Genomic DNA, 21094 nt, shown 5'->3' with positions numbered 1-21094 from the left:
CCGGGGGACGGGGCGAGTTCCGGAGTCGGGGACCCTCTCACGGAGAATGGGCCCGTGCTCTACTCCGTCCTCGGCCCGACCCTCGCCCGCACGCCCGACGGCACCGACGTGGCCGTCGGCGGCCCCCGGGTCCGCGCACTGCTCACCGTCCTCGCCCTGCGGGCGGGCCGGACCGTGCCCGTACCGGACCTCGTCGACGAGGTCTGGCACGGCGACGAGCCGCCCGCCGACGCGGTCGCCGCGCTGCAGGCGCTCGTCGGACGCCTCCGCAAGGCCCTCGGCCGGGACCGGGTGATCTCCGCCGAGGGCGGCTACCGGCTCGACGCCCGGCCCGAGGACGTGGACGCCCGCCGCTTCGAACGTCTCGCCTTCGAGGGCGTGGCCGCGCTCGGCGCCGGCGACCCGGCCGGGGCCGCCGCCCTCCTCGACCGCGCCCTCGGGCTCTGGCGCGGCCCCGCCCTCGCCGACCTGCCCGACCGGGACGCGGAGGCCGCCCGGTGGGAGGCACGCCGTCTCGACGCCCGCCGGGCCAGGCTCGACGCGGCCCTCGGGCTCGGCGACGCGCCCGAGGCTCTCCCCGAACTGACCGCGCTGTGCGCCGCCCACCCGCTGGACGAGCCCCTCCAGGCACTCCGGATCCGGGCCCTGCGGGACACCGGCCGGGCGGCCGAGGCCCTCGCCGCCTACGAGTCGGTCCGCCGGGCCCTCGCCAACCGGCTCGGCACGGACCCGTCCCCGGCCCTGCGGGCCCTGCACGCGGAGCTGCTGGCCCAGGGGACGGGGGACGGGGGAGCGAGGCACGCGCCGAAGCGGAGGCCGGAGCCCGAGCCGCACCGCGCGCCCGCCGCCGCCCCGGCGCCCGCCCCCGCCCGCGGCAATCTGCGCGCGCGGCTCACCAGTTTCGTCGGCCGCGACGAGGAGATCGCCGCCCTCCAGGAGGACCTGGGGGCCGCCCGGCTCGTCACCCTGCTCGGGCCCGGCGGCGCCGGGAAGACCCGTCTCTCGCAGGAGGCCGCCGAGCACGGGGAGAAGGCCTGGCCGGACGGGGTCTGGGTCGCCGAGCTCGCCCCCGTCACCGACCCGGAGGCCGTCCCCGAGGCCGTGCTCGCGGCCGTCGGCGCCCGCGAGACCGTGCTGCGCGGCGCGGGAGCCGAGGAGCTGCGGGCCGGGAACGACCCGCTCGCCCGGCTCGTCGAGCACTGCGCCGGACGCCGGATGCTGCTGCTCCTCGACAACTGCGAGCACGTCGTGGCCGCCGCCGCCGACCTGGCCGAGACCCTGCTCGCCCGCTGCCCCGGACTCCGGGTCCTCGCGACGAGCCGGGAGCCGTTGGGGGTGCCGGGGGAGGTGGTGCGGCCGCTGGGCCCGCTGCCGGTCGACATGGCGCTGCGGCTGCTCGGGGAGCGGGGCGCGGCGGCGCGGCCGGGGTTCGCGGTGGAGGAGGACCCGGAGGCGGCGGAGGAGGTGTGCCGGCGGCTCGACGGGTTGCCGTTGGCGATCGAGTTGGCGGCGGCGCGGCTCCGGCTGCTGTCGGTGCGGCAGATCGCGGACCGTCTGGACGACCGGTTCCGTCTGCTGACGTCGGGCGCGCGGACGGTGCTGCCGCGCCAGCAGACGCTGCGGGCGGTGGTGGACTGGTCGTGGGACCTGCTGGACGGGGCGGAGCGGGCGGTGCTGCGGCGGCTGGCGGTCTTCACGGGCGGCTGCGATCTGTCGGCGGCGGAGGCGGTGTGCGCGGATCCGGCGGGGGGAGCGGTACGCGCGGATCCGGCGGGGGCGGGGTGCGGGGGCGGTGCGGCCGGCGATCCGGTGGACGTCCTGGACGTGCTGGGCGCCCTTGTCGACAAGTCGCTGGTGGTGGCGGGGCCCGGCCGGGACGGCGAGGGGATGCGGTTCCGGCTTCTGGAGACGGTCGCGGAGTACGCGGGGGAGCGGCTCGACGAGGCCGGGGAGCGGGCGGCGGTCGAGCGCCGCCACCTCACGTACTACCGGGAGCTGGCCCGCCGTACCGATCCCGAGCTGCGCGGAGCCGGCCAGGTCGCCGCCATCGCCCGCTTCGGCGTCGAGTACGGCAACCTCCGCACCGCCCTGCGCCGGGCCGTCGACGGCCGCGACGAGGACGAGGCCCTCGTCCTCGTCCACTCCCTGCTCTGGTACTGGCAGATGCGCGACCTGCGCTCCGACGCGCTGCACTGGGCCCGGGCCGCCGCGGCCCTCGGACCCGACCCGTTCGCGCCGCCCGCCGCCCCCGTCGTACCCCTGGACGAGCCGTGCACGGCCGCGCCGCCTCCGCTCTCCGAGGACCTGCGCTGGGAGGCCCGGCGCGGGGTGCGGCTGGTCGAACTGATCAACATGGAGCACGAGACCAGCCGCTGGACCAGCCCCGAGGGCGTGGAGCGGCTCCGCCAGATGACCGCCGTCTACGACCCCGGCCTGCCGCAGTCCTGCCGGCTGCCCGGCTCCCTCGCCGTCTTCGCGGTCCTCCTCATCGGCGAGCCCGGCCGGCTCCGTGAACTCCTCGACACGACCATCGGCGCCTGCCGCCGCTACGGCTACGACTGGGAGCTCGCCAGCGCCCTCCAGATGCGGGCCAACATGTTCGCCAACCGGGGCGACCGGGCCGTCGAGGCGATCGCCGACGCCGACGAGAGCCTGGAGCTCTTCCTCCGGCTCGGGGACGCCTGGGGCGTGGCCGAGGCGCTCTCCTCCCGCGCCGAGGCCCAGGAACGGCGGCTCGCCTTCGAGGAGGCGGCCGCGGACTTCGAGGCCGCCATCGGCTACGCGGAACGCATCGGCGCCCAGTCGCAGACGGCGCTGCTGCGGGCCCGGTACGCCGGCACGCTCGTCGAGACCGGGCGGCTGGACGAGGGCGAGGCGATCCTGCGCGAGATCGTGGACGGCGGCCACCGGTGGGGCCACGAACCCCTGCTCGGCGCCCGTGTGTTCCTCGCCCTGGCGCTCGGCCGCAGCGGCCGCACCGCCGAGGCCCGCGAGCACCTGAACGCCCTGCTGGGGGAGTTCGGCGCCGACACCTTCGCCATCTTCGAGGGGTTCACGCTCGGCAGCCTGGGCTGGCTGGACGACCTCGACGGGCGGTACGGCTCCGCGCTCGCCCGCGCCGCGGAGGCGTACGAGCGCTCCCTCGGGTCGCTGTCGATGATGGTGGCCCCGCAGATGCCCGGGGTCCATCTGGTCACCGCCGCCTGGGCGCTGGCCGGGCTCGGCGGTCCGGAGGCGCGGACCGGGGCGGTGCTGCTCGGGGCCAGGGACGGCCTGGTGCCGCCGGGTCACCTCGCGCCGCCGATGGAGCGGGAGAACCTGGAGCGGGCCACGGAACTGGCCCGGTCCGTGCTCGGCGGGGACGCGTTCGCGGCGGCACACGCCGAAGGCGACGGCCTCTCCTTGGAAGAGGCCGCCGCCCTGCTCGGTCGCGCCGCCGACGCGATCAGTGAGCGCGCCGAGTCCTGAACCCCCGTGTTCCCCCGTACCGGACTCAGGTCTTCTTGCGGAACTTGGTCACCGCGAGCGGCGCCGTGACCACCGTGATCGCGAGCGCCCAGCCGAGGGTCATCCAGACGGAGTGGGCGACCGGGCCGCCGTTGATCAGGTTCCGGGCGGCGTCGGCGAGGTTCGACAGCGGGTTGTAGTCGGTGAAGGCCTTCAGCCAGCCGGGCATCGAGGTCGGCGGGGCGAAGATCGAGGAGCCGAACTGCAGCGGCATCAGGACCAGCATCGCCATGCCCTGGACGGCCTGGGCGGTCTTCAGGGTGAGGCCGAGCAGGATGAAGATCCACATCAGCGACGCTCCGAAGACCATCGACAGGCCGATCGCGGCGAGCAGGTGGAAGAACGAGGTGTGGATCTCCAGGCCGAGCAGGAAGCCCATGCCGAGCAGGATCGAGGTGGCGATCAGCATCCGGCCGACCTCGACGACGATCTTCGCGATCAGGACGGAGGACCGGGCGATCGGCATCGTCCGGAACCGGTCCATGACCCCCTTCTTGAAGTCGTCGTTGATGCCCACACCGACGGCCATGGCGATGTTCATGCCCATCATCGCCATCAGGCCCGGGGTCACGTAGTTGACGTAGACCTCGTTGTTGCCCTTGCCGGCGATGGCGCCGCCGAAGACGTACACGAAGAGCAGGATGAAGATGATCGGCATCAGGACGGCGTCGAACATCGACTCCGGGTCCTGCTTGATCTGCAGCGCGTTGCGCCGGGCCAGGGCCCCGATGTGGCGCAGGTTGGCCCGCAGGCCGATCCGGCCCTCTGCGGTGGGCGCCGGCCGCGCCGGAGCCGTACGCGGAGCTCCGACGGGGGACTTGGTGACCGTGGTCGTGCTCACGCGGCGACCTCCTCGTTGATCTCGTCGGAATCGGCGGTCTTCTCGCCGGTGATCGCCAGGAACACCTCGTCCAGGCTGGGCAGATGGGTGCCGATGTGGGCGATGCCGAAACCGCGCGCGCCGAACAGCGCCACGACGGCGGTCAGCTGCTGGTCGGTGAGGATCGGCACGTACAGCGCGCCCTCGTCGGGCACCACGGTCGAGCCGGCGACGCCGTCCAGACCGGTCTCGCGGAGCGCGGCGGCCATCGCCGTCAGCTGGTCCGGGTCGACCGGGCGGACCTTGAGGGTCCGGCCGCCGACCTTGGCCTTGAGCTCGTCGACCCCGCCCTTGGCGATGACCTTGCCCCGGTCGATGACGGTCAGCTCGCTGGCGAGCTGCTCCGCCTCCTCCATGTACTGGGTGGTGAGGAGGACGGTGACGCCCTCGGAGACCATCCGCTGGACCTCGTCCCACACCTCGTTGCGGGTGCGCGGGTCGAGACCGGTGGTCGGCTCGTCCAGGTAGAGGACGGCCGGCTGCCCGATCATCGAGGCGGCGAGGTCGAGGCGGCGCCGCATGCCGCCGGAGTAGTTCATCGCGGGCCGCTTGGCGGCCTCGGTGAGGGAGAACCGCTCCAGCATCTCGTCGGCCCGGCGGCGGGCGTCGGCACGGGAGAGGTCGAGGAGCCGCCCGATCATGTAGAGGTTCTCCCAGCCGGAGAGCTTCTCGTCGACCGAGGCGTACTGCCCGGTGAGCCCTATGGTGCGGCGCAGCTGGCGGGGGTGCCTCACCACGTCGTACCCGGCGACGACGGCGGTGCCGGCGTCCGGGACGAGGAGGGTGGAGAGGCAGCGGACGAGGGTGGTCTTCCCGGCGCCGTTCGGGCCGAGCACGCCGAGGACGGTGCCCTCCCGCACGTCCAGGTCGACCCCGTCGAGGGCCTTGGTGTCGCCGAAGTGCTTCACGAGGCCCCGGACCTCGACGGCGTTGGTGTGTGATCGCGTCATGGCCCCTACTAGACCAGCCACCACCGACAATCCCCCGACAGATGACCGACAGCCCGCCGATGGGGGATGTCGGCGGGCTGTCGGGTGGTGCCGCGGTGGCTGGTGGGAGGCGCGCTCCGGGCGCCGCCGGGACTAGTGGAAGGAGTGCTCCTCGGCGGGGAACACCCCGCCGCCGACGTCCTCGGCGAAGGCGCGCGCGGCGTCGCCGAGCGTCTCGCGGAGGTTGGCGTACTGCTTGGTGAAGCGCGGGACCTTGCCGCCGGTCAGCCCGGCCATGTCGGTCCAGACGAGGACCTGGGCGTCGGTGTCGGCGCCCGCGCCGATCCCGATGGTCGGGATGTGCAGCGAGCGGGTCACCTCGGCGGCCAGCTCGGCCGGTACGAGCTCCAGGACGACCGCGAACGCGCCCGCGTCCTGCGCCGCCTTGGCGTCGCGGAGCAGCTTGTGCGCGGCCTCGTCGGAGCGGCCCTGCACCCGGTAGCCCATGGTGTTCACGGACTGCGGGGTGAGGCCCAGGTGGGACATGACGGGGATGCCGGCCTGGACGAGCAGCTCGGTCTGCGGCAGCGAGCGCTCGCCGCCCTCCAGCTTGATCGCCCCGACGCCCGCGTCCTTGACCAGCCGGGTGGCGTTGCGCAGGGCCTGGACGGGCCCCTCCTGGTACGAGCCGAAGGGGAGGTCCCCGACGACGAGGGCGCGCTTCGTGCCCCGGACGACGGCGGCGGAGAGCAGCGTCATCTCGTCCATCGTGACGGGCACGGTGGTCTCGTAGCCGAGGTGACAGTTGCCCATCGAGTCGCCGACGAGGATGACCGGGATGCCGGCCTCGTCGAAGACGGAGGCGGTCATCGCGTCGTAGGCGGTGAGCATGGGCCACTTCTCGCCGCGGGTCTTGGCGGCGGCGATGTCGTGGACGGTGATGCGGCGTGTTCCCTTGCCGCCGTACAGCGCCTTGCTGCTGTCGGCGGACGGATTGCGGGCAGCCTGAAGCGTCATGGTCAACGGCTCCTTGTGTCATCTCGAGGCGCCCTGACGGCGTCCCCGGACCACATCCATGGTGGCACTTCGCCGGGCGGGCGGGGAAGTGGGCCGGAGTGGCGCTGTTCACACCGGCGCGGCGGTTGGCGCGTTCACGTGCCCGCAACGTAAAGGCTCGGTCAGGTTTTTTCGATACGAGACGGACCCGTATCGAAATTGCTCTAGGGTGGTGGCCATGTCACAGCCGTCCTCCCCGCCCGCCGCACCCACCGGCCCCCGCATACCCGAGGCCGTCCACCGGCGACGCTGGGCCGTGCTCGGCGTCCTCATGCTCAGCCTGCTGATCGTCGTCCTCGACAACTCGATCCTCAACGTCGCCGTCAGGACGATCGCGACCCCCGCCCCCACCGGCATCGGCGCCACCCAGAGCCAGCTGGAGTGGGCGATCAACTCCTACACGCTGGTCTTCGCCGGGCTCCTCTTCACCTCCGGCCTCCTCGGCGACCGGCTCGGCCGCAAGAAGGTGCTCCTCTTCGGCATCGTCGTCTTCGGCATCGGCTCCGCCCTCGCCGCCTTCTCCGGCTCCCCGGGCGAGCTGATCGCCTACCGGGCCGTCATGGGCCTCGGCGCGGCCTTCGTCATGCCCGCGACCCTCGCCGTCCTCATGAACGTCTTCGAGCGCGACGAGCAGCCCAAGGCCATCGGCATCTGGGCCGGCAGCGTCGGCCTCGCCATCGCGATCGGCCCGATCACCGGCGGCATCCTGCTCGAACACTTCTGGTGGGGATCGATCTTCCTCGTCAACGTGCCGGTCGTGCTCCTCGCCCTCGCCCTGATGATGTGGCTCGTTCCCGACTCCCGTGACCCCGAGCCGGGCCGCGTCGACGTCCCGGGCGTCCTGCTCTCCGTCGTCGGCCTCGTCCTCCTCGTGTACGGGATCATCCGCGGCGGCGAGCTGGCCGACTTCACCGACCCCACCGTCCTCGCCCCGGCCCTCGGCGGCCTCGCGGTCCTCGTCCTCTTCGTCCTCCACGAGCGGCGCAGCGACCACCCGGCGATCGACATGACCTACTTCAAGCGGCCCGCGTTCTCCGCGGCCGTCGCCGCCATCGCCCTCGTCTTCTTCGCGCTCATGGGCGTGACCTTCTTCTCCGCCTTCTACCTGCAGAGCGTCCGCGGCTACAGCGCCCTGCAGTCCGGGCTGCTCATCCTGCCGCTGGCCGTCGCGCAGATGGTGTTCGCGCCCCGGGCGCGGCTCGTCGTCGAACGCTTCGGCGCCAAGGCCGTCTGCACCGCCGGCATGCTCCTCGTCGCCCTCGGCCTGGCCGCCTTCGCCTTCTTCGACGCCGCCACCCCGATCTGGGTCATGGAGGTCGTCTTCTTCCTCCAGGGCGCCGGAATGGCGCACATCATGCCGCCGGTCACGGTCGCGATCATGCAGGCGCTGCCCCGCGAGAAGGCGGGCTCCGGCTCGGCGATCAACAACACCTTCCGGCAGGTCGGCGGCGCGCTCGGCGTGGCCGTCCTCGGCTCGGTGCTCTCCTCCGCCTACCGCGGGGAGATCGAGGGCCACCTCGGCGGGGTGCCCGCCGCGCTGCGCGACACGGCGGGCGAGTCCGTCGAGGCCACGCTCGCGGTCGCGGAGAAGCTGGGCCCTGCGGGCCGGGACCTGGTGGCCCCCGCGTACGACGCCTTCCTGAGCGCCATGCACCTCACGGCCGTCGCCTCGGCGGTCATCGCCCTGGTCGGCGCGGCCGTCGTCGCCGCCTTCCTGCCCGGCCGGACACCGGCCGGTCCCGCCCAGACGCCGCCCGGCGGCGGCCCGGAGGGCGAGTCCCCGCGGACCTCCGTACCCGGCTCCGGCGCGGAGGCGGGAGAATCGGCCCGACGCTAGTACCCGGACGAGAGGCGGAGCGCACGTGTCGCTGCAGGACGGCGGAACCCCGGAGCCCCACGACGACCCGCCGCGTCCCGGGGCCCGGCGGGGGCGGCCGCGGAGCGAAGGGGTCGAGCAGGCCGTCTTCGACGCGGTCGTCGGCCTCCTCGACGAGGGCGTTCCGCTGGCCGAGCTGTCCATCGAGCGGATCGCCCGCACCGCCGGGGTCGGCAAGGCCACCATCTACCGCCGCTGGGCCGGCAAGGAGGAGCTCTTCGTCGACCTCCTGCGCTCGGTGGAGCCCCCGGACCCGGTCCTGCCCGGCACCTCGGCCCGGGCGGACCTCGTCGCGCTCCTGGAGGCCCTCAGGGAGCGCGGACTCGCCAAGCGGAGCTCCGCCCTGCTCCACAACGTGTTCGCGCAGATGCAGGCGTATCCCAAGCTGTGGGACGCCTACCACCACACCGTCATCGAGCCGCGCCGCCGCCTCGGCCTGGACGCGGTGCGGCGCGGGATGGAGCAGGGGGAGCTGCGCGACGACCTCGACGTCGAGTTCGTCAACGACCTCCTCACCGGCCCCCTGCTGCTGCGCACCGTGATCCGCCCCGGCGCGACCCTGGAGCCCGGTCTCGCCGAGCGGGTGGTCGACGCCGTCCTGGAGGGCCTGCGCCCCCGCACCTGACCCGTCCCGGCGGCCGTCCGCGCCGCTCGCCGCCCGCACCGGGCCCGTACCCCGGCCGCCGGCCCGGAGCGAGCCGCACTCCGCCCCCGCGCCCGCCCCGCCCCGTACCCGGGCCGACCCGCACGAATGTGCGCGTTCTGTCACAGCGGGTCCCCCCACCGGAACCCGCCACGCGTGCCGTGTCGTCCCTGGGGGAGTACGGCGGACCCCTCATCGCCTAGTGTCGACGTCGGGTCACGGAGCAAGGCAGCAAGGCAGCAGTGAGGACAGTGCGATGGCGCGGGTGGACATGACGGAGACCGAGTACGACGGCCCGGAGGACGACCGCTCCGGGAACGACCGCTCCGGATCCCGCTTCGGGGCCGCCCTCGACCGGCTCCGCCGGGACCGCGGGATCTGGCGCCGGGGCATCGTCCTCGCCCTGTGCGCGGTGGCCCTCACCCTGCTTATGGTCTTCCACTCCGACATCCCCAACCGGATCGGCAACCTGGGCAGCCTGACCGAGACCTTCCTGCCCTGGCTCGGCCTCTTCGTGCCGCTCCTGCTCGTCCTCGCCCTGGTCCGGCGCTCCGCCACCGCGCTGATCGCCCTGCTGTTGCCGGCCGTGGTGTGGCTGAACCTCTTCGGCGGGCTCGTCGCCGACAAGTCGGCCGCGGGCGGCGACCTGACCGTCGCCACCCACAACGTGAACGCCGACAACCCGGACCCCGCGGGCACGGCCCGCCAGCTCGCCGCGTCCGGTGCCGACGTCCTGGCCCTGGAGGAGCTGAAGGGCGACGTGGTCCCGGCGTACGAGGAGGGCCTGGCGGAGGAGTACCCGTACCACTCCGTCCAGGGCACGGTCGGGCTGTGGAGCAAGCTGCCCCTGCGCGCCGCGCAGCCCGTCGACATCCGGATGGGCTGGACCCGCGCGATGCGGGCCAACGTCGTCACGCCGAAGGGCGAGGTCGCCGTGTACGTCGCCCACCTGCCGTCCGTGCGGGTCAAGCTCAACGCCGGCTTCACCGCCAACCAGCGCGACATCAGCGCGAACGCCCTCGGCGAGGCCATCTCCGCCGACCGGCACGAGCGGGTCGTCCTCCTCGGCGACCTCAACGGCACCATGAACGACCGCGCGCTCAACGCCGTCACCTCGCAGCTCCGCTCCACCCAGGGCGCGGCCGGCGACGGCTTCGGCTTCAGCTGGCCGGCCTCGTTCCCGATGGCCCGGATCGACCAGATCATGGTCAAGGGCGTCGAGCCCATGTCGTCCTGGGCGCTCCCGGAGACGCAGAGCGACCACCTCCCGATCGCGGCCCGCGTCCAGCTCTGACGGCCGGACCGGGCCTGCCGGAGGCACCACGCGGGCCCGGCGAACCCGCGGGGCCCCCGTCGCGCGGCTCCGGGCGCACGGCCCCGGTAGAACCGCACAGCCCCCGTCGCGCGGGCTCCGGTCCGAAACCTCCCCTTCATCCCCCGGAAGCCGTCGGGAAGAAAACATCTGAGAGCCTTTGTTCCGTCGAAGAACTATCTTCTGGAAAGGCCCTCCCCATGCCCCTGGCGCTGCTCGCGCTCGCCGTCTCCGCCTTCGGCATCGGCACCACCGAATTCGTGATGATGGGCCTGCTCCCGCAGGTCGCCGACGACCTCGGCACCTCCGTCCCCACCGCCGGGTACCTCGTCTCGGCGTACGCGATCGGGGTCGTCGTCGGCGCCCCGCTCCTCACCGCCCTGGGCTCCCGCATCCCGCGCAAGCGGATGCTGCTCCTGCTCATGGCCCTCTTCACCGTCGGCAACCTCGCCTCCGCGCTCGCCCCCGGCTTCGGCTGGCTGATCGCCGGCCGGGTCCTCGCCGGACTCCCGCACGGCGCGTTCTTCGGCCTCGGCGCGGTCGTCGCCGCCCGCCTCGTCCGCGAGGACCGGCAGGCCCGTGCGGTGGCCACGATGTTCCTCGGCCTCACCGTCGCCAACATCCTCGGCGTACCGGGCGCGACCCTGCTCGGCCAGCACCTCGGCTGGCGGGCCACCTTCCTCGTCGTCTCCGTGATCGGCCTGGTCGCCATGGCCGCGCTCGCCCGCCTCGTCCCGCGGATCCCCTCCGGCGAGCGGCAGGGGCTCGCCCACGAGGTGCGCGCGCTGCGCCGCCCGCAGGTGCTCCTCGGCCTGCTCACCGCGGTCTTCGGCTTCGCCGGCGTCTTCGCCGTCTACTCCTACCTCGCCTCGATGACGACCGAGGTGATGGGCTTCGGCGACTCCACCGTCACGATCGTCCTCGCCCTCTTCGGCCTCGGGATGACCGGCGGCGCGCTCGCCGCCGGCCCGCTGACCGACCGGGCGCTCCGGCCGACCCTGTACGGCTCGCTCGCCGCCCTCGTCCTCGCCCTGGTCGCCTTCCGCTTCACCGTCCACGTGCCCTGGCTGGCCCTGGTCACGGTGGTGGTGCTGGGCGCGGTCGGCTTCATGACCACCACCCCGCTCCAGATGCTGGTCATGAACAAGGCCAAGGACGCCCCCACGCTCGCCTCCGCCTCCAACCACTCCGCCTTCAACCTCGCCAACGCGGGCGGCGCCTGGGCGGGCGGCGCCGCCGTCGCCGCCGGCTGGGGGTGGACCTCGCCGGCCCTCGTCGGCGCCGGCCTCACCGCGGTCGGCCTGGCGATCGCGGCCGTGGCCGGTCTGCTCGACCGCGACGGAGGTACGGGGGAGGGGGCCTCCCGCGTGGTCGCGGGAAGCCCCCTCGGGGCGGAGGCGGCCGGACCGGCCGTCAGCCGGCCGGGGACTCCCGCCAGCGGTTCGTGATCGGCAGGCGCCGGTCCTTGCCGAAGCCCTTCGCCGAGATCTTGGTGCCCGGCGGGTACTGGCGCCGCTTGTACTCCGCCGTGTCCACCATCCGCAGCGTCCGTGTGACCAGCTCCTCGTCGAACCCGGCGGCCACGATCGCGTCCCGGCCCCGGTCCTGGTCCACGTACAGGGCGAGGATCGCGTCCAGGACCTCGTAGTCCGGCAGCGAGTCGGTGTCGACCTGGCCGGGGCGCAGCTCGGCGCTGGGCGGCTTGGTGATCGAGCTCTCCGGGATCGGCGGGAGCTGCCCCCGCTCCTCGGCCGCCCGGTTCCGCCAGCGCGCGAGACGGAACACGGTCGACTTGTACACGTCCTTGATGGGCCCGAAGCCGCCGACGGAGTCGCCGTACAGCGTCGAGTACCCGACCGCCAGCTCGGACTTGTTGCCCGGTGCGAGGACGAGGTGGCCCTCCTGGTTGGAGAGCGCCATCAGCGTGGTGCCGCGCAGCCGCGACTGGAGGTTCTCCTCGGCGAGGCCGGTGAGCCCCAGGGAGCCCATGTAGGCGTCGAACATCGGCTCGATCGACACCGTGCGGTAGTGCAGCCCGGTGCGGCGGGCCAGCTCGGCCGCGTCGCCGCGCGAGTGGTCGGAGGAGTACTTCGAGGGCATCGACACCCCGTACACCTGGTCCGCGCCGAGCGCGTCGCAGGCGATGGCGGCGACGAGCGCCGAGTCGATGCCGCCGGAGAGACCGACGAGCACCGAGCGGAAACCGTTCTTCGCGACATACGCGCGGACCCCGATGACGAGCGCCGAGTACACCTCCTCGTCGTCGTCGAGCCGGTGCGCGTACCCGCCCGTCAGCTCCGGCTCGTACGGCGGCAGCGGCTCCGCCGAGAGCACCACGCGGTCGATCCGCAGCCCGTCGTCGACGACGCCCTCGGGGGCGTCGGCATCGGCCGCCGGCAGCTCCAGGTCGAGCAGCACGCTGCCCTCGACGAACTGCGGGGCGCGGGCGATCACCTCGCCGGCCGCGTCCACCACGATCGAGTCGCCGTCGAAGACCAGCTCGTCCTGACCGCCCGTCATCGCCAGGTACGCGGTGACGCATCCCGCCTCCTGGGCCCGCTTGCGGACCAGGTCGAGGCGGGTGTCGTCCTTGTCCCGCTCGTAGGGCGAGGCGTTGACCGACAGGAGCAGCCCGGCCCGCGCGCTGCGCGCCGCCGGGACCCGGCCGCCCTCCTGCCACAGGTCCTCGCAGATCGCCAGGGCCACGTCGACCCCGTGGACCCGGACGACCGGCAGGGTGTCGCCCTGCACGAAGTAGCGGTACTCGTCGAAGACGCCGTAGTTGGGGAGGTGGTGCTTGGCGAAGCGCAGCACGACCTCGCCGCGGTACAGGACGGCGGCGGCGTTCTCGGGCGAACCGGCGGGCCGGCCGAGCCCGGGCTCCGGCCGCTCGGAACGGTCCAGATAGCCGACGACGACCGGCACCTCCCCGCAGCCCTCGGCCACGAGCCGGCGGGCCAGACCGCGCAGGGCGTCCCGGGACGCCTCGACGAAGGAGGAGCGCAGCGCGAGGTCCTCGACGGGGTATCCGGTCAGCGCCATCTCGGGGAACGCGACGAGATGCGCGCCCTGTCCGGCGGCGTGCCGGGTCCAGTGCACGATCGCCTCGGCGTTCCCGGCGATGTCTCCGACGGTCGAGTCGATCTGATTCAGGGCGAGGCGTAGTTGAGGCACCCGCCCAGTGTAATCGTCAGACCGACGCTATGTCCTGGGATTCGGCTCCGAGTCGGGCCGGGGAGCGCCGTACGGGGCCGGGTCGGGCGCCCGGCGCGGGGCCGCCGCCCCGGCCCCGCCCGACGTGCGGGGCGGTCCCGCCCCGCTGATCATGGCCGCATGACGACCACTGACGATCCGGCGGAGTCGGAACGGAGCGCCGGGGTCGACGCGTCGACCTTTCGGGACCGGCCAGGAGACGCCGTTCATCGCCGAGGGGACGTCGGCCCCGCCGTCCCGGCCGCACTCCTCACGTACCGCAAACCCGGCTGGATCCACCCCGACCACCGGCAACCCGCCGGCACGCCGTAGCGTCACTCCCACCATGCCGGGAAACGTGACGCGCGCCTCCGCCGCCCTGCTGGCCCTCGGCGCGCTCGCGTACACGGCGTGGGTCCTCGAAGTCCTCGTCGAGACCGGGCTCGACCCGGTCCGGACGTACGTCTCCGAACTCGCCGCGGCCGACCAGCCGCTGGGCGGCCTCTTCCGCGCCACGGACCTGGTGGCGGGCGTACTGGTCCTCGCGGGGGCGGTCACGGGCCTGGTGGGGACGGGCCGCCACGGGACCGGCCGCCGCGCGAGCGGGGGAGGGGCCGAGGGGGCGGGAGCGGCGCGGGGCCCCCGCGAGCCCTGGGCGATCGTGGGATGGATCGCGCTCGCCGTCTTCGGGGCCGCCACCGCCGTCGACTCGCGCCTCCCGCTCAGCTGCGCCCCGACCGTCGACCCCGAGTGCGCCGCGCGCGAGACCGCCGGCCTCGTGCCCGCCACCCATACGGCGCATGCCGTCAGCTCCGGTCTCGCCATGACCGGCGCCCTCGTCGCCCTGGTCGCCCTCACCGTGGCGGCCCGCCGCCACGGCCGCCGGCCCCTCGCCCGTATCGGACCCGTCCTCGTCGCCCTGGAGCTCGCGGCCACCGTCTGGACCCTCGCCGCCGTCGCCGCCTTCGAGGCCGGGAAGGGCATCTGGGCGCTCGGCGCGGGCCAGCGGCTCCAGGTGCTCCTGGTGGCGGTGTGGCTCGCGGTCCTCGCGTACTCCCTCGCCACCGCCGAGGAGGAACGATGACCTTCGTACGGATCGGGGGCGTGGCCCACCACGTCGTCGTCGAGGGGTCGGGCCCGGTCTGCGTCCTGAGCGCGGGCCTCGGCCTGAGCTGGTTCGACTGGGAGCCGGTCGTGCCGCTCCTCGCACCGCACCGCACGGTCGTCCGCTTCGACCGCCCGGGGCACGGCCTCTCCGAACCCGCCGTCGCCCCGACCACCGCCGCCGGCGAGGCCCACCGGATCGCCGCCCTCCTCGACGCGCTCCCCCGGCCCGCCGGACCCGCCGGACCCGTCACCGTCGTCGGGCACTCGATCGCCGGCTTCCACGCCGAGGCCTTCGCCCGGCTCCACCCCGACCGGACCGCCGCCCTGGTGCTCGTCGACTCCTCGGTGGAGGAGCACCCCCGTACCCCCGCGCGCACGTACTCGGGGACCGCCCGCGCCGCCGCCGCCGTCCTCTCCGCGGCCGGCGTCCCGGCCGCCCTGGGACCCGCGGTCCGGCGCGCGGCCGTCCGCCGCGACCCGGCACCCGCCGCCCTCGTCCGCCGCGTCTACCGGACCTCACGCGTACTGCGCGGCGCCCTCCTGGAGAACGCCCGCTACGGAGCCGTCGCCGCCGAACTCCTCGGCCTGCGCGCCACGCACCCGCTCCGGCCGGACCTGCCGGTCACCGTCCTCGCCGCCCCCGACGGCTCCGCGCGCTGGGAGCGGCGCCAACGCGCGCTGGCCCGGCGGCTCGGCGCCTTCTACGAGGCGGCCGTGCCGTCGGGCCATCTGGTCATGCTGGACCGCCCGGACGCGGTGGCCCGCGCGGTGCTGCGCGCGGGTCAGGAAGCGGCGTAGACGCTCGCGCAGAACGCCTGCATCTGCTCGTCCGACAGGTGCTGGGCCAGATCCGCCTCGCTGATCATGCCGATGAGCCGCTTGTCCTCGATGACGGGGAGACGCCGGATCTGGTGACTCTGCATCTCCTCCAGGACGGCGCCGACGTCGGCGCCCGACTCGACCCAGCGCGGGGTGCCCTTGGCCATCTCGCCACAGGTGATCCTGGCGGGGTCGTGGCCCATCGCCACGCAGCCGACCACGATGTCGCGGTCCGTGAGGATGCCGCAGAGCCGTTCGTTCTCGTCGGCGATGGGCAGCGCGCCCACGTTCATGTCGCGCATCAGCTGCGCGGCGCGGTCGAGCGTCTCGTGTGCCGGGATCCACCGGGCCCCGGGGTGCATGATGTCCTTCGCCGTGGTCATGGGGTGCGTACCTTTCGTCGGACGCGGTCACGCGTGGGTCCCCGAGCCCCATCCATTGTCGGCGGCCCACCCCGGCGCCGCGACTTGTCGGCGTACGGCGAGGCCCCCGCGACCGCGGAGGGTCACGGGGGCCGAGCCGGGCCCGCCCAGGTCGCTCAGGCGGTGACGCCGCGCTTCCTCAGCATGTCCGCCATCAGGAGCATCTCGGACTTCTGCGCGTCGACCATGCCCTGCGCGAGACCGCGCTCGACGTCCACCGAGCACCTCTGGACACAGCCCTCGGCCATGTGGACCCCGCCCCTGTGGTGCTCGGTCATGAGCTTCAGGTACAGGATCTCGGCCTCGCGGCCGCTCGCCGCGCGCAACGCGTCCATCTGCGCGTTCGTCGCCATGCCGGGCATGAGGGCGCCGTCGAGCGGGCCGGTGTCGCCGGAGCCGCCCATCCCCATCCAGGTCATCGGCTCGACGCCGGACTCGACCTTGGGCAGTCCCCACAGGTCGAGCCAGCCGAGCATCATGCCCCGCTGGTTGGCCTGGGTGTTGGCGATGTCGTACGCGAGACGGCGCACCGCCTCGTCCCGGGTGCGGTCCCGGACGATGAACGACATCTCGACGGCCTGCTGGTGGTGCACGGACATGTCCCGGGCGAAGCCCGCGTCCGCGGAGAGGGAGACGGGCGTACGCGGTGCCTCCTCGCGCTCGGCGGAGGCGACGGTCACCGCGCCCCCGGCGAAGAGCAGGGCGAGCGCGACGGCGGTGACCGCCGCCCACTGCGTCCGGTTCGGCCGCCGGGACGGGGCCGCCGGGACGTCGTCCCCGACGTCCCCGTCGCCCCGGCCGCCGCTGCCCCGGCTCACTGGCCGATTCCGCCGGAGCAGGCGGCGCCGGGCTCGGGGGTCTGCGGGCCCTGGACGTACTTGGTGAAGAAGGCGTCGATCCGGGGGTCGCTCGCGCTGTCCACGGTGACCTGCTTGCCCCAGGCGGAGAGCATGATGGCGCCGGCCTGGTCGTCCACGGGGCTCATCAGCGTGTACTTCGTCTTGCCGACCTTCTCTTCCAGCTTCTTCACGTCGTCGGCGGCGGCCTTCTTGTTGTACGTCACCCAGACGGCCCCGTGCTCCAGGGAGTGCACGGCGTTCACCTCGGAGACGGCCTTCTTGTAGACCACGCCGTCGCAGTTCATCCAGACCGGGTGGTGGTCGCCGCCGACCGGCGGCTTCATCTCGTACTTCACGGCCGTCTCGACGTGGTTGCGGCCGAGCTTCTCGGCGTCCCAGGTCTTCTCGGCGGTGATGGGGGCCTTCGCGGCGGCGTCCTTCTTGTCCTGCTCGTCGGACTTCTTCATCAGCACGAAGCTGCCGAAGCCGACGAGCCCCAGGACGACGACGGTGGAGACACCGATGGTGAGGAGGCGGTTGCGGCGCTCGCGGGCCTGCTCGGCGCGGCGCATCTCCTCTATTCGGGCGCGGCGGTCGGCGTTGGAGGAGCGGTTGGCGGCCATGGTGATGTCGTCCTTCTTCAGGGGTGGGGTGGAGTTCGCGGTGGGACGTGCGGGGGCGGGGCGCCCGCCGCCGCTATGTCCGAAGAACTTGAAGGACGTGCAGGTCCGGCGCGCGCGGCCGGGCACCGGGACGGCGCACCGGGTCGTCACCGGACGGCGGGTCGAGGCGCGGCAGGCCGTCCGCCGCGTGCAGCGGCGGGTCGAGCGGGGGCGCGCTGAGCACCGCCGGGGAGAGCGAGGGGAAGAGGGAGCATCCGCCGCGGTCGTACGGGCAGACGTACTCGACGGCGGGGGATCCGGCGGCGACGGAGCCGGTCACCGAGGGGGTGGTGGCCGCCGGGGTGGCCGGGGCGGTGGTGGCCGCCCGGGCGTCCGGCCGGGGCTCGGCCGCCTCGTGATGGCCCTCGGGTCCGGCGCCCAGACAGAAGAAGAGCGCGGCAAGGAGCGTCGCCACGGCACTCACCAGTGCCATGGGACGCGCGTGCCGGGACGGACGTACGAGCCGTGGGGCCCCCATGGGCGCAGATCGTAGTGTGCGCGGGCCACCTGTGGGCCGAACGGGGTACCACTCGGTACCGAAAGGCGGGCGTCGCGGGGGCGAACGCGCGCGAACCGGAACCCGGACGCGCCCCTTCCCCCGTTACCTGCGTCACACCCGAGCGGGCAGTATGGGTGTGCAACGTGCGCGAAACCATGTGGTGGGATGCTCAGGTGCCCCCCGATGTTGCCCGAGGCGGTGGGAGCAGGCGGCCTGACCAGCGAGGATGGGTGTGGAAATGGACAAGCAGCAGGAATTCGTGCTCCGTACGCTCGAGGAGCGCGACATCCGCTTCGTACGTCTGTGGTTCACCGACGTGCTCGGCTTCCTCAAGTCGGTGGCCGTGGCGCCCGCCGAGCTTGAGCAGGCCTTCGACGAGGGCATCGGGTTCGACGGCTCCGCGATCGAGGGCTTCGCCCGTGTATACGAGTCCGACATGATCGCCAAGCCGGATCCGGGCACCTTCCAGATCCTGCCGTGGCGCGCCGAGGCCCCGGGCACGGCGCGGATGTTCTGCGACATCCTGATGCCCGACGGGTCGCCGTCCTTCGCGGACCCGCGCTACGTCCTGAAGCGGGCCCTGGCCAAGACCTCGGACCTGGGCTTCACCTTCTACACGCACCCCGAGATCGAGTTCTTCCTCCTGAAGGACAAGCCGCTCGACGGCACCCGTCCGACCCCGGCGGACAACTCGGGCTACTTCGACCACACGCCGCAGAACGTCGGCATGGACTTCCGCCGCCAGGCGATCACCATGCTCGAATCGATGGGCATCTCGGTGGAGTTCAGCCACCACGAGGGCGCGCCGGGCCAGCAGGAGATCGACCTCCGCTACGCCGACGCGCTCTCCACGGCCGACAACATCATGACCTTCCGCCTGGTCATGAAGCAGGTCGCGCTCGAACAGGGTGTGCAGGCCACCTTCATGCCGAAGCCGTTCTCGGACTACCCGGGCTCGGGCATGCACACCCACCTGTCGCTCTTCGAGGGAGACCGGAACGCGTTCTACGAGTCGGGCGCGGAGTACCAGCTCTCGAAGGTCGGCCGCTCCTTCATCGCGGGCCTGCTGAAGCACGCGGGCGAGATCTCGGCCGTCACCAACCAGTGGGTCAACTCGTACAAGCGCATCTGGGGCGGTTCGTCCCGCACGGCCGGCTCGGGCGGCGAGGCCCCCTCGTACATCTGCTGGGGCCACAACAACCGCTCCGCCCTCATCCGCGTCCCCATGTACAAGCCGGGCAAGACGGGCTCCTCCCGCGTCGAGGTCCGCTCCATCGACTCGGGCGCCAACCCGTACCTGACGTACGCGGTCCTCCTCGCCGCCGGCCTCAAGGGCATCGAGGAGGGCTACGAACTCCCGGCCGGCGCCGACGACGACGTGTGGGCCCTCTCCGACTCGGAGCGCCGGGCGATGGGCATCGAACCGCTCCCGCAGAACCTGGGCGAGGCGATCGCCCTGATGGAGAAGAGCGAACTGGTCGCGGAGACCCTCGGCGAGCACGTCTTCGACTTCTTCCTCCGCAACAAGAAGCAGGAGTGGGAGGAGTACCGCTCCGAGGTCACCGCCTTCGAACTGCGGAAGAACCTGCCGGTGCTGTAGGCGCGGGTCGGAGCGGGCAGAGCCCGGAAACCGACGATCAGGGCCGACGGTGGTGAACCGTCGGCCCTGAGTCGTGTCACTCGGCCTGGGCCGTCTCCGGGCCGTCGGACGGGGACTTGGGCTCCGGAATGACGCCGGCCCGGACGAGAGCGCTACGTGCGCTGTGACGACCGCTTCGGAATCAGGGAGAACGACACGTACAACCCTGGGAGCACCCCGGATGTCATAGAGGTGTCCGAGGAGCGGCGGGAGACCGCTTCCTCACGTCAATGAGCTGAAAGCAGGGGGACTCCGTGGCGCGTGCGCGTGCAGGCTTGGTTCTGGTGACGACCTTCGCCGCCGGTATCGCACCGGTGACGCTCGGGGGAGCGGCGGCCGTGGCCGCGCCGGCGGTGAACCGGGCGGAGGCCGCCGTGGAGCCCGGCACCGTGGTCCAGGACGGAGGCCGGACGCAGGTATGGGCCGGCGAGGAGGGTCCGGGGACCGTCCGTTTCCGCGTCTCCCTGCCGGCCGGGGTGACCGGTCCGGTGACGGCGACGCTCGGATTCGGCAAGCCGATCTCCGAGTGGCCCGGCGCCGGCACCACCCCGGATCGTGTCGCGGCGAGGATGGACACGACCGCCTCGGTGGACGGGGCCGCTCCGGTGCCCCTCTCGTGGTACGTGAACGATGACTACGAGAGGGAGCCGATAGCCGTCGACCTCCCCGCCGTCGAGGCCAGGGGCACCCTGGACTACGCGGTGACGTTCGACCTCTCTTCACGAGACAGCTGGTTCGGTTCGTTCGACCTGTCGGTGACGCTGAAGGACGCCCAGGGGAAGGTGGTCTCGAAGGGCGCTGCCGGCGTCGACGCCGTCCTCGGCACCCCCGAGGCGGGCCTGCGCGGTGCCGTCCACGCCCGCGACAAGAACGGCGTCCTGTGGCGATACGAGGCGACCGGATCGGCCGACGGCAAGTTGACGGCGCGCGAACGCGTCGGCGGCGGCTGGGGTGTGTACACCGCGATCGTGCCGTTCGGCAACATCACCGCGGCAGGCTGGGGCGATCTGGTCGCTCGCGACAAGGACGGCGTCCTCTGGTACTACCAGGGCTCCGGCGATCCGGACGCCCCCTTCAAGCCCCGCGTCCGTGTCGGCGGCGGCTGGAACAAGTACACGGAGATCGCCCGCGACAGCTACGGCTATGGCAGGATTCTGGTCGCCCGCGACAAGGACGGCGTCCTGTGGGAGTACGTCGGCGGCTTCGACGGCAGTTTCCTGTCGCGCCAGCGCGTCGGGGGCGGCTGGAACGCCTACACGAAGATCAGTGGATACGCCGACGGCCTGGTCGCCCGTGACGCAGCCGGCGTCCTGTGGAAGTACACCCACAGCTCCCACGACTACCCGCCGAGCGGGCCGTTCGACGCGCGGGTGAAGGTCGGCGGCGGCTGGAACGTCTACAACACGCTCGCCGGCACCGAGGACCTCGGCCGCTGGAACGGACTCAACCTGCTGGCCCGCACCCCCGGAGGCGACCTGTACGCCTACCAGGGCAAGCGGTCCGGATCCGGTCACGTTCCGACAACCCGCAGCAAGATCGGCTGGGGCTGGGACATCTACGACCTCGTCCTCTGAGCGATCCGACGGGAACTCCCGGGGACCCCAGGACACATCACGCGAACGGTCCTGGCCCCGGCGAGCGCCCTGCTCGCCGCTCCGGGGCGAGACGGTTCAGAGTCGGTGCACCTTCTTCTCCAGGTCGCCCCGGTAGAC

The 21094-nt window shown here is 73.2% G+C and carries 18 protein-coding genes; 10 read left to right on the top strand and 8 right to left on the bottom strand.

The features are described 5' to 3' along the window. Positions 1–54 precede the first annotated feature (54 nt). Positions 55–3468 carry an AfsR/SARP family transcriptional regulator gene (locus ABT129_RS09700; RefSeq protein WP_351898791.1) on the top strand — a complete coding sequence of 1138 codons (3414 nt, stop codon included), beginning with the start codon at positions 55–57 and terminating at the stop codon, positions 3466–3468. A 25-nt stretch (positions 3469–3493) separates the two neighbouring features. Here ABT129_RS09700 and ABT129_RS09695 read toward each other — a convergent pair whose 3' ends face one another. From ABT129_RS09695 to panB, 3 genes are all read right to left on the bottom strand, one after another. After that, on the bottom strand, positions 3494–4348 hold the full coding sequence (locus ABT129_RS09695; protein ID WP_351898790.1) for an ABC transporter permease: 855 nt from the start codon (positions 4346–4348) through the stop codon (positions 3494–3496). After that, positions 4345–5337, bottom strand: a complete 993-nt coding sequence (locus ABT129_RS09690; RefSeq protein ID WP_351898787.1) for an ATP-binding cassette domain-containing protein — start codon at positions 5335–5337, stop codon at positions 4345–4347. The genes ABT129_RS09695 and ABT129_RS09690 overlap by 4 nt, the downstream gene beginning before the upstream one ends. Before the next feature lie 132 nt (positions 5338–5469). Next, positions 5470–6333, bottom strand: a complete 864-nt coding sequence (panB, locus tag ABT129_RS09685; protein WP_351898785.1) for a 3-methyl-2-oxobutanoate hydroxymethyltransferase — start codon at positions 6331–6333, stop codon at positions 5470–5472. Positions 6334–6550: 217 nt separating this feature from the next. Between panB and ABT129_RS09680 the strand changes: the two genes are divergently transcribed. The 4 genes from ABT129_RS09680 (at position 6551) to ABT129_RS09665 (ending at position 11651) form a co-directional block, all read left to right on the top strand. Continuing rightward, positions 6551–8209: an MFS transporter gene (locus tag ABT129_RS09680; RefSeq protein WP_351898783.1), complete on the top strand. Its 1659-nt coding sequence runs from the start codon at positions 6551–6553 to the stop codon at positions 8207–8209. Positions 8210–8234: 25 nt separating this feature from the next. Continuing rightward, positions 8235–8873, top strand: coding sequence for a TetR/AcrR family transcriptional regulator (locus tag ABT129_RS09675; protein WP_502981697.1), 639 nt, complete (start codon positions 8235–8237; stop codon positions 8871–8873). A 289-nt stretch (positions 8874–9162) separates the two neighbouring features. Continuing rightward, entirely contained in the window at positions 9163–10185 is a 1023-nt protein-coding gene (locus tag ABT129_RS09670; protein WP_351898975.1) for an endonuclease/exonuclease/phosphatase family protein, read from the top strand. Between the two features lie 218 nt (positions 10186–10403). Further along, positions 10404–11651 (top strand): MFS transporter, encoded by a 1248-nt coding sequence (locus ABT129_RS09665; RefSeq protein ID WP_351898780.1) that lies wholly within the window; start codon positions 10404–10406, stop codon positions 11649–11651. Here the strand turns inward: ABT129_RS09665 and ABT129_RS09660 are convergent. Continuing rightward, entirely contained in the window at positions 11617–13377 is a 1761-nt protein-coding gene (locus ABT129_RS09660; RefSeq protein WP_351898779.1) for an NAD+ synthase, read from the bottom strand. The genes ABT129_RS09665 and ABT129_RS09660 overlap by 35 nt on opposite strands. Before the next feature lie 159 nt (positions 13378–13536). On the opposite strand from ABT129_RS09660, the gene ABT129_RS09655 reads away from it, so the two are divergent. The 3 genes from ABT129_RS09655 to ABT129_RS09645 are packed head-to-tail and all read left to right on the top strand — an operon-like array spanning position 13537 to position 15300. Further along, a complete protein-coding gene (locus ABT129_RS09655) occupies positions 13537–13728 on the top strand; it encodes a hypothetical protein (RefSeq protein WP_351898776.1) in 192 nt (63 codons plus the stop codon). A gap of 13 nt (positions 13729–13741) precedes the next feature. Beyond that, positions 13742–14479: a DUF998 domain-containing protein gene (locus ABT129_RS09650; protein WP_351898774.1), complete on the top strand. Its 738-nt coding sequence runs from the start codon at positions 13742–13744 to the stop codon at positions 14477–14479. Next, the gene (locus ABT129_RS09645; protein ID WP_351898772.1) at positions 14476–15300 is read left to right on the top strand and encodes an alpha/beta fold hydrolase; all 825 of its coding nucleotides are present in this window, start codon (positions 14476–14478) and stop codon (positions 15298–15300) included. Before ABT129_RS09650 ends, ABT129_RS09645 begins: the two co-directional genes overlap by 4 nt. Here the strand turns inward: ABT129_RS09645 and ABT129_RS09640 are convergent. The 4 genes from ABT129_RS09640 to ABT129_RS09625 all read right to left on the bottom strand — a co-directional run bounded on the left by ABT129_RS09640 (position 15285) and on the right by ABT129_RS09625 (position 17677). After that, the gene (locus ABT129_RS09640; protein ID WP_351898769.1) at positions 15285–15704 is read right to left on the bottom strand and encodes a CBS domain-containing protein; all 420 of its coding nucleotides are present in this window, start codon (positions 15702–15704) and stop codon (positions 15285–15287) included. The two genes, ABT129_RS09645 and ABT129_RS09640, sit on opposite strands and share 16 nt — an antisense overlap. 155 nt (positions 15705–15859) lie before the next feature. Continuing rightward, positions 15860–16444, bottom strand: coding sequence for a DUF305 domain-containing protein (locus ABT129_RS09635; RefSeq protein ID WP_351898972.1), 585 nt, complete (start codon positions 16442–16444; stop codon positions 15860–15862). Positions 16445–16557: 113 nt separating this feature from the next. After that, positions 16558–17205 (bottom strand): thioredoxin-like domain-containing protein, encoded by a 648-nt coding sequence (locus ABT129_RS09630; RefSeq protein WP_351898767.1) that lies wholly within the window; start codon positions 17203–17205, stop codon positions 16558–16560. A gap of 73 nt (positions 17206–17278) precedes the next feature. Beyond that, positions 17279–17677, bottom strand: coding sequence for a hypothetical protein (locus ABT129_RS09625; RefSeq protein WP_351898765.1), 399 nt, complete (start codon positions 17675–17677; stop codon positions 17279–17281). A gap of 304 nt (positions 17678–17981) precedes the next feature. On the opposite strand from ABT129_RS09625, the gene glnA2 reads away from it, so the two are divergent. Together glnA2 and ABT129_RS09615 are read left to right on the top strand one after the other, a co-directional pair. Beyond that, positions 17982–19343 (top strand): gamma-glutamylpolyamine synthetase GlnA2, encoded by a 1362-nt coding sequence (gene glnA2, locus ABT129_RS09620; protein ID WP_093876415.1) that lies wholly within the window; start codon positions 17982–17984, stop codon positions 19341–19343. Positions 19344–19666: 323 nt separating this feature from the next. Beyond that, the gene (locus ABT129_RS09615; protein WP_351898762.1) at positions 19667–20956 is read left to right on the top strand and encodes a hypothetical protein; all 1290 of its coding nucleotides are present in this window, start codon (positions 19667–19669) and stop codon (positions 20954–20956) included. Positions 20957–21094 lie beyond the last annotated feature (138 nt).

This window comes from Streptomyces sp. NPDC002057 (genome assembly GCF_040296665.1).
In the GTDB taxonomy this organism is placed as follows: domain Bacteria; phylum Actinomycetota; class Actinomycetes; order Streptomycetales; family Streptomycetaceae; genus Streptomyces.
The sequence above is the reverse complement of the archived record's forward strand: the minus strand, read 5'-3'. Positions and strand labels throughout refer to the sequence as shown.

What these genes read in the sequence shown, in the direction of transcription:
- ABT129_RS09690 (WP_351898787.1), bottom strand. Translation starts at nt 5,337, where the DNA reads ATGACGCGATCACACACCAACGCCGTCGAGGTCCGGGGCCTCGTGAAG.
- panB (WP_351898785.1), bottom strand. Translation starts at nt 6,333, where the DNA reads ATGACGCTTCAGGCTGCCCGCAATCCGTCCGCCGACAGCAGCAAGGCG.
- ABT129_RS09680 (WP_351898783.1), top strand. Translation starts at nt 6,551, where the DNA reads ATGTCACAGCCGTCCTCCCCGCCCGCCGCACCCACCGGCCCCCGCATA.
- ABT129_RS09670 (WP_351898975.1), top strand. Translation starts at nt 9,163, where the DNA reads ATGACGGAGACCGAGTACGACGGCCCGGAGGACGACCGCTCCGGGAAC.
- ABT129_RS09665 (WP_351898780.1), top strand. Translation starts at nt 10,404, where the DNA reads ATGCCCCTGGCGCTGCTCGCGCTCGCCGTCTCCGCCTTCGGCATCGGC.
- ABT129_RS09655 (WP_351898776.1), top strand. Translation starts at nt 13,537, where the DNA reads ATGACGACCACTGACGATCCGGCGGAGTCGGAACGGAGCGCCGGGGTC.
- ABT129_RS09650 (WP_351898774.1), top strand. Translation starts at nt 13,742, where the DNA reads ATGCCGGGAAACGTGACGCGCGCCTCCGCCGCCCTGCTGGCCCTCGGC.
- ABT129_RS09645 (WP_351898772.1), top strand. Translation starts at nt 14,476, where the DNA reads ATGACCTTCGTACGGATCGGGGGCGTGGCCCACCACGTCGTCGTCGAG.
- ABT129_RS09640 (WP_351898769.1), bottom strand. Translation starts at nt 15,704, where the DNA reads ATGACCACGGCGAAGGACATCATGCACCCCGGGGCCCGGTGGATCCCG.
- ABT129_RS09630 (WP_351898767.1), bottom strand. Translation starts at nt 17,205, where the DNA reads ATGGCCGCCAACCGCTCCTCCAACGCCGACCGCCGCGCCCGAATAGAG.
- ABT129_RS09625 (WP_351898765.1), bottom strand. Translation starts at nt 17,677, where the DNA reads ATGGCACTGGTGAGTGCCGTGGCGACGCTCCTTGCCGCGCTCTTCTTC.
- glnA2 (WP_093876415.1), top strand. Translation starts at nt 17,982, where the DNA reads ATGGACAAGCAGCAGGAATTCGTGCTCCGTACGCTCGAGGAGCGCGAC.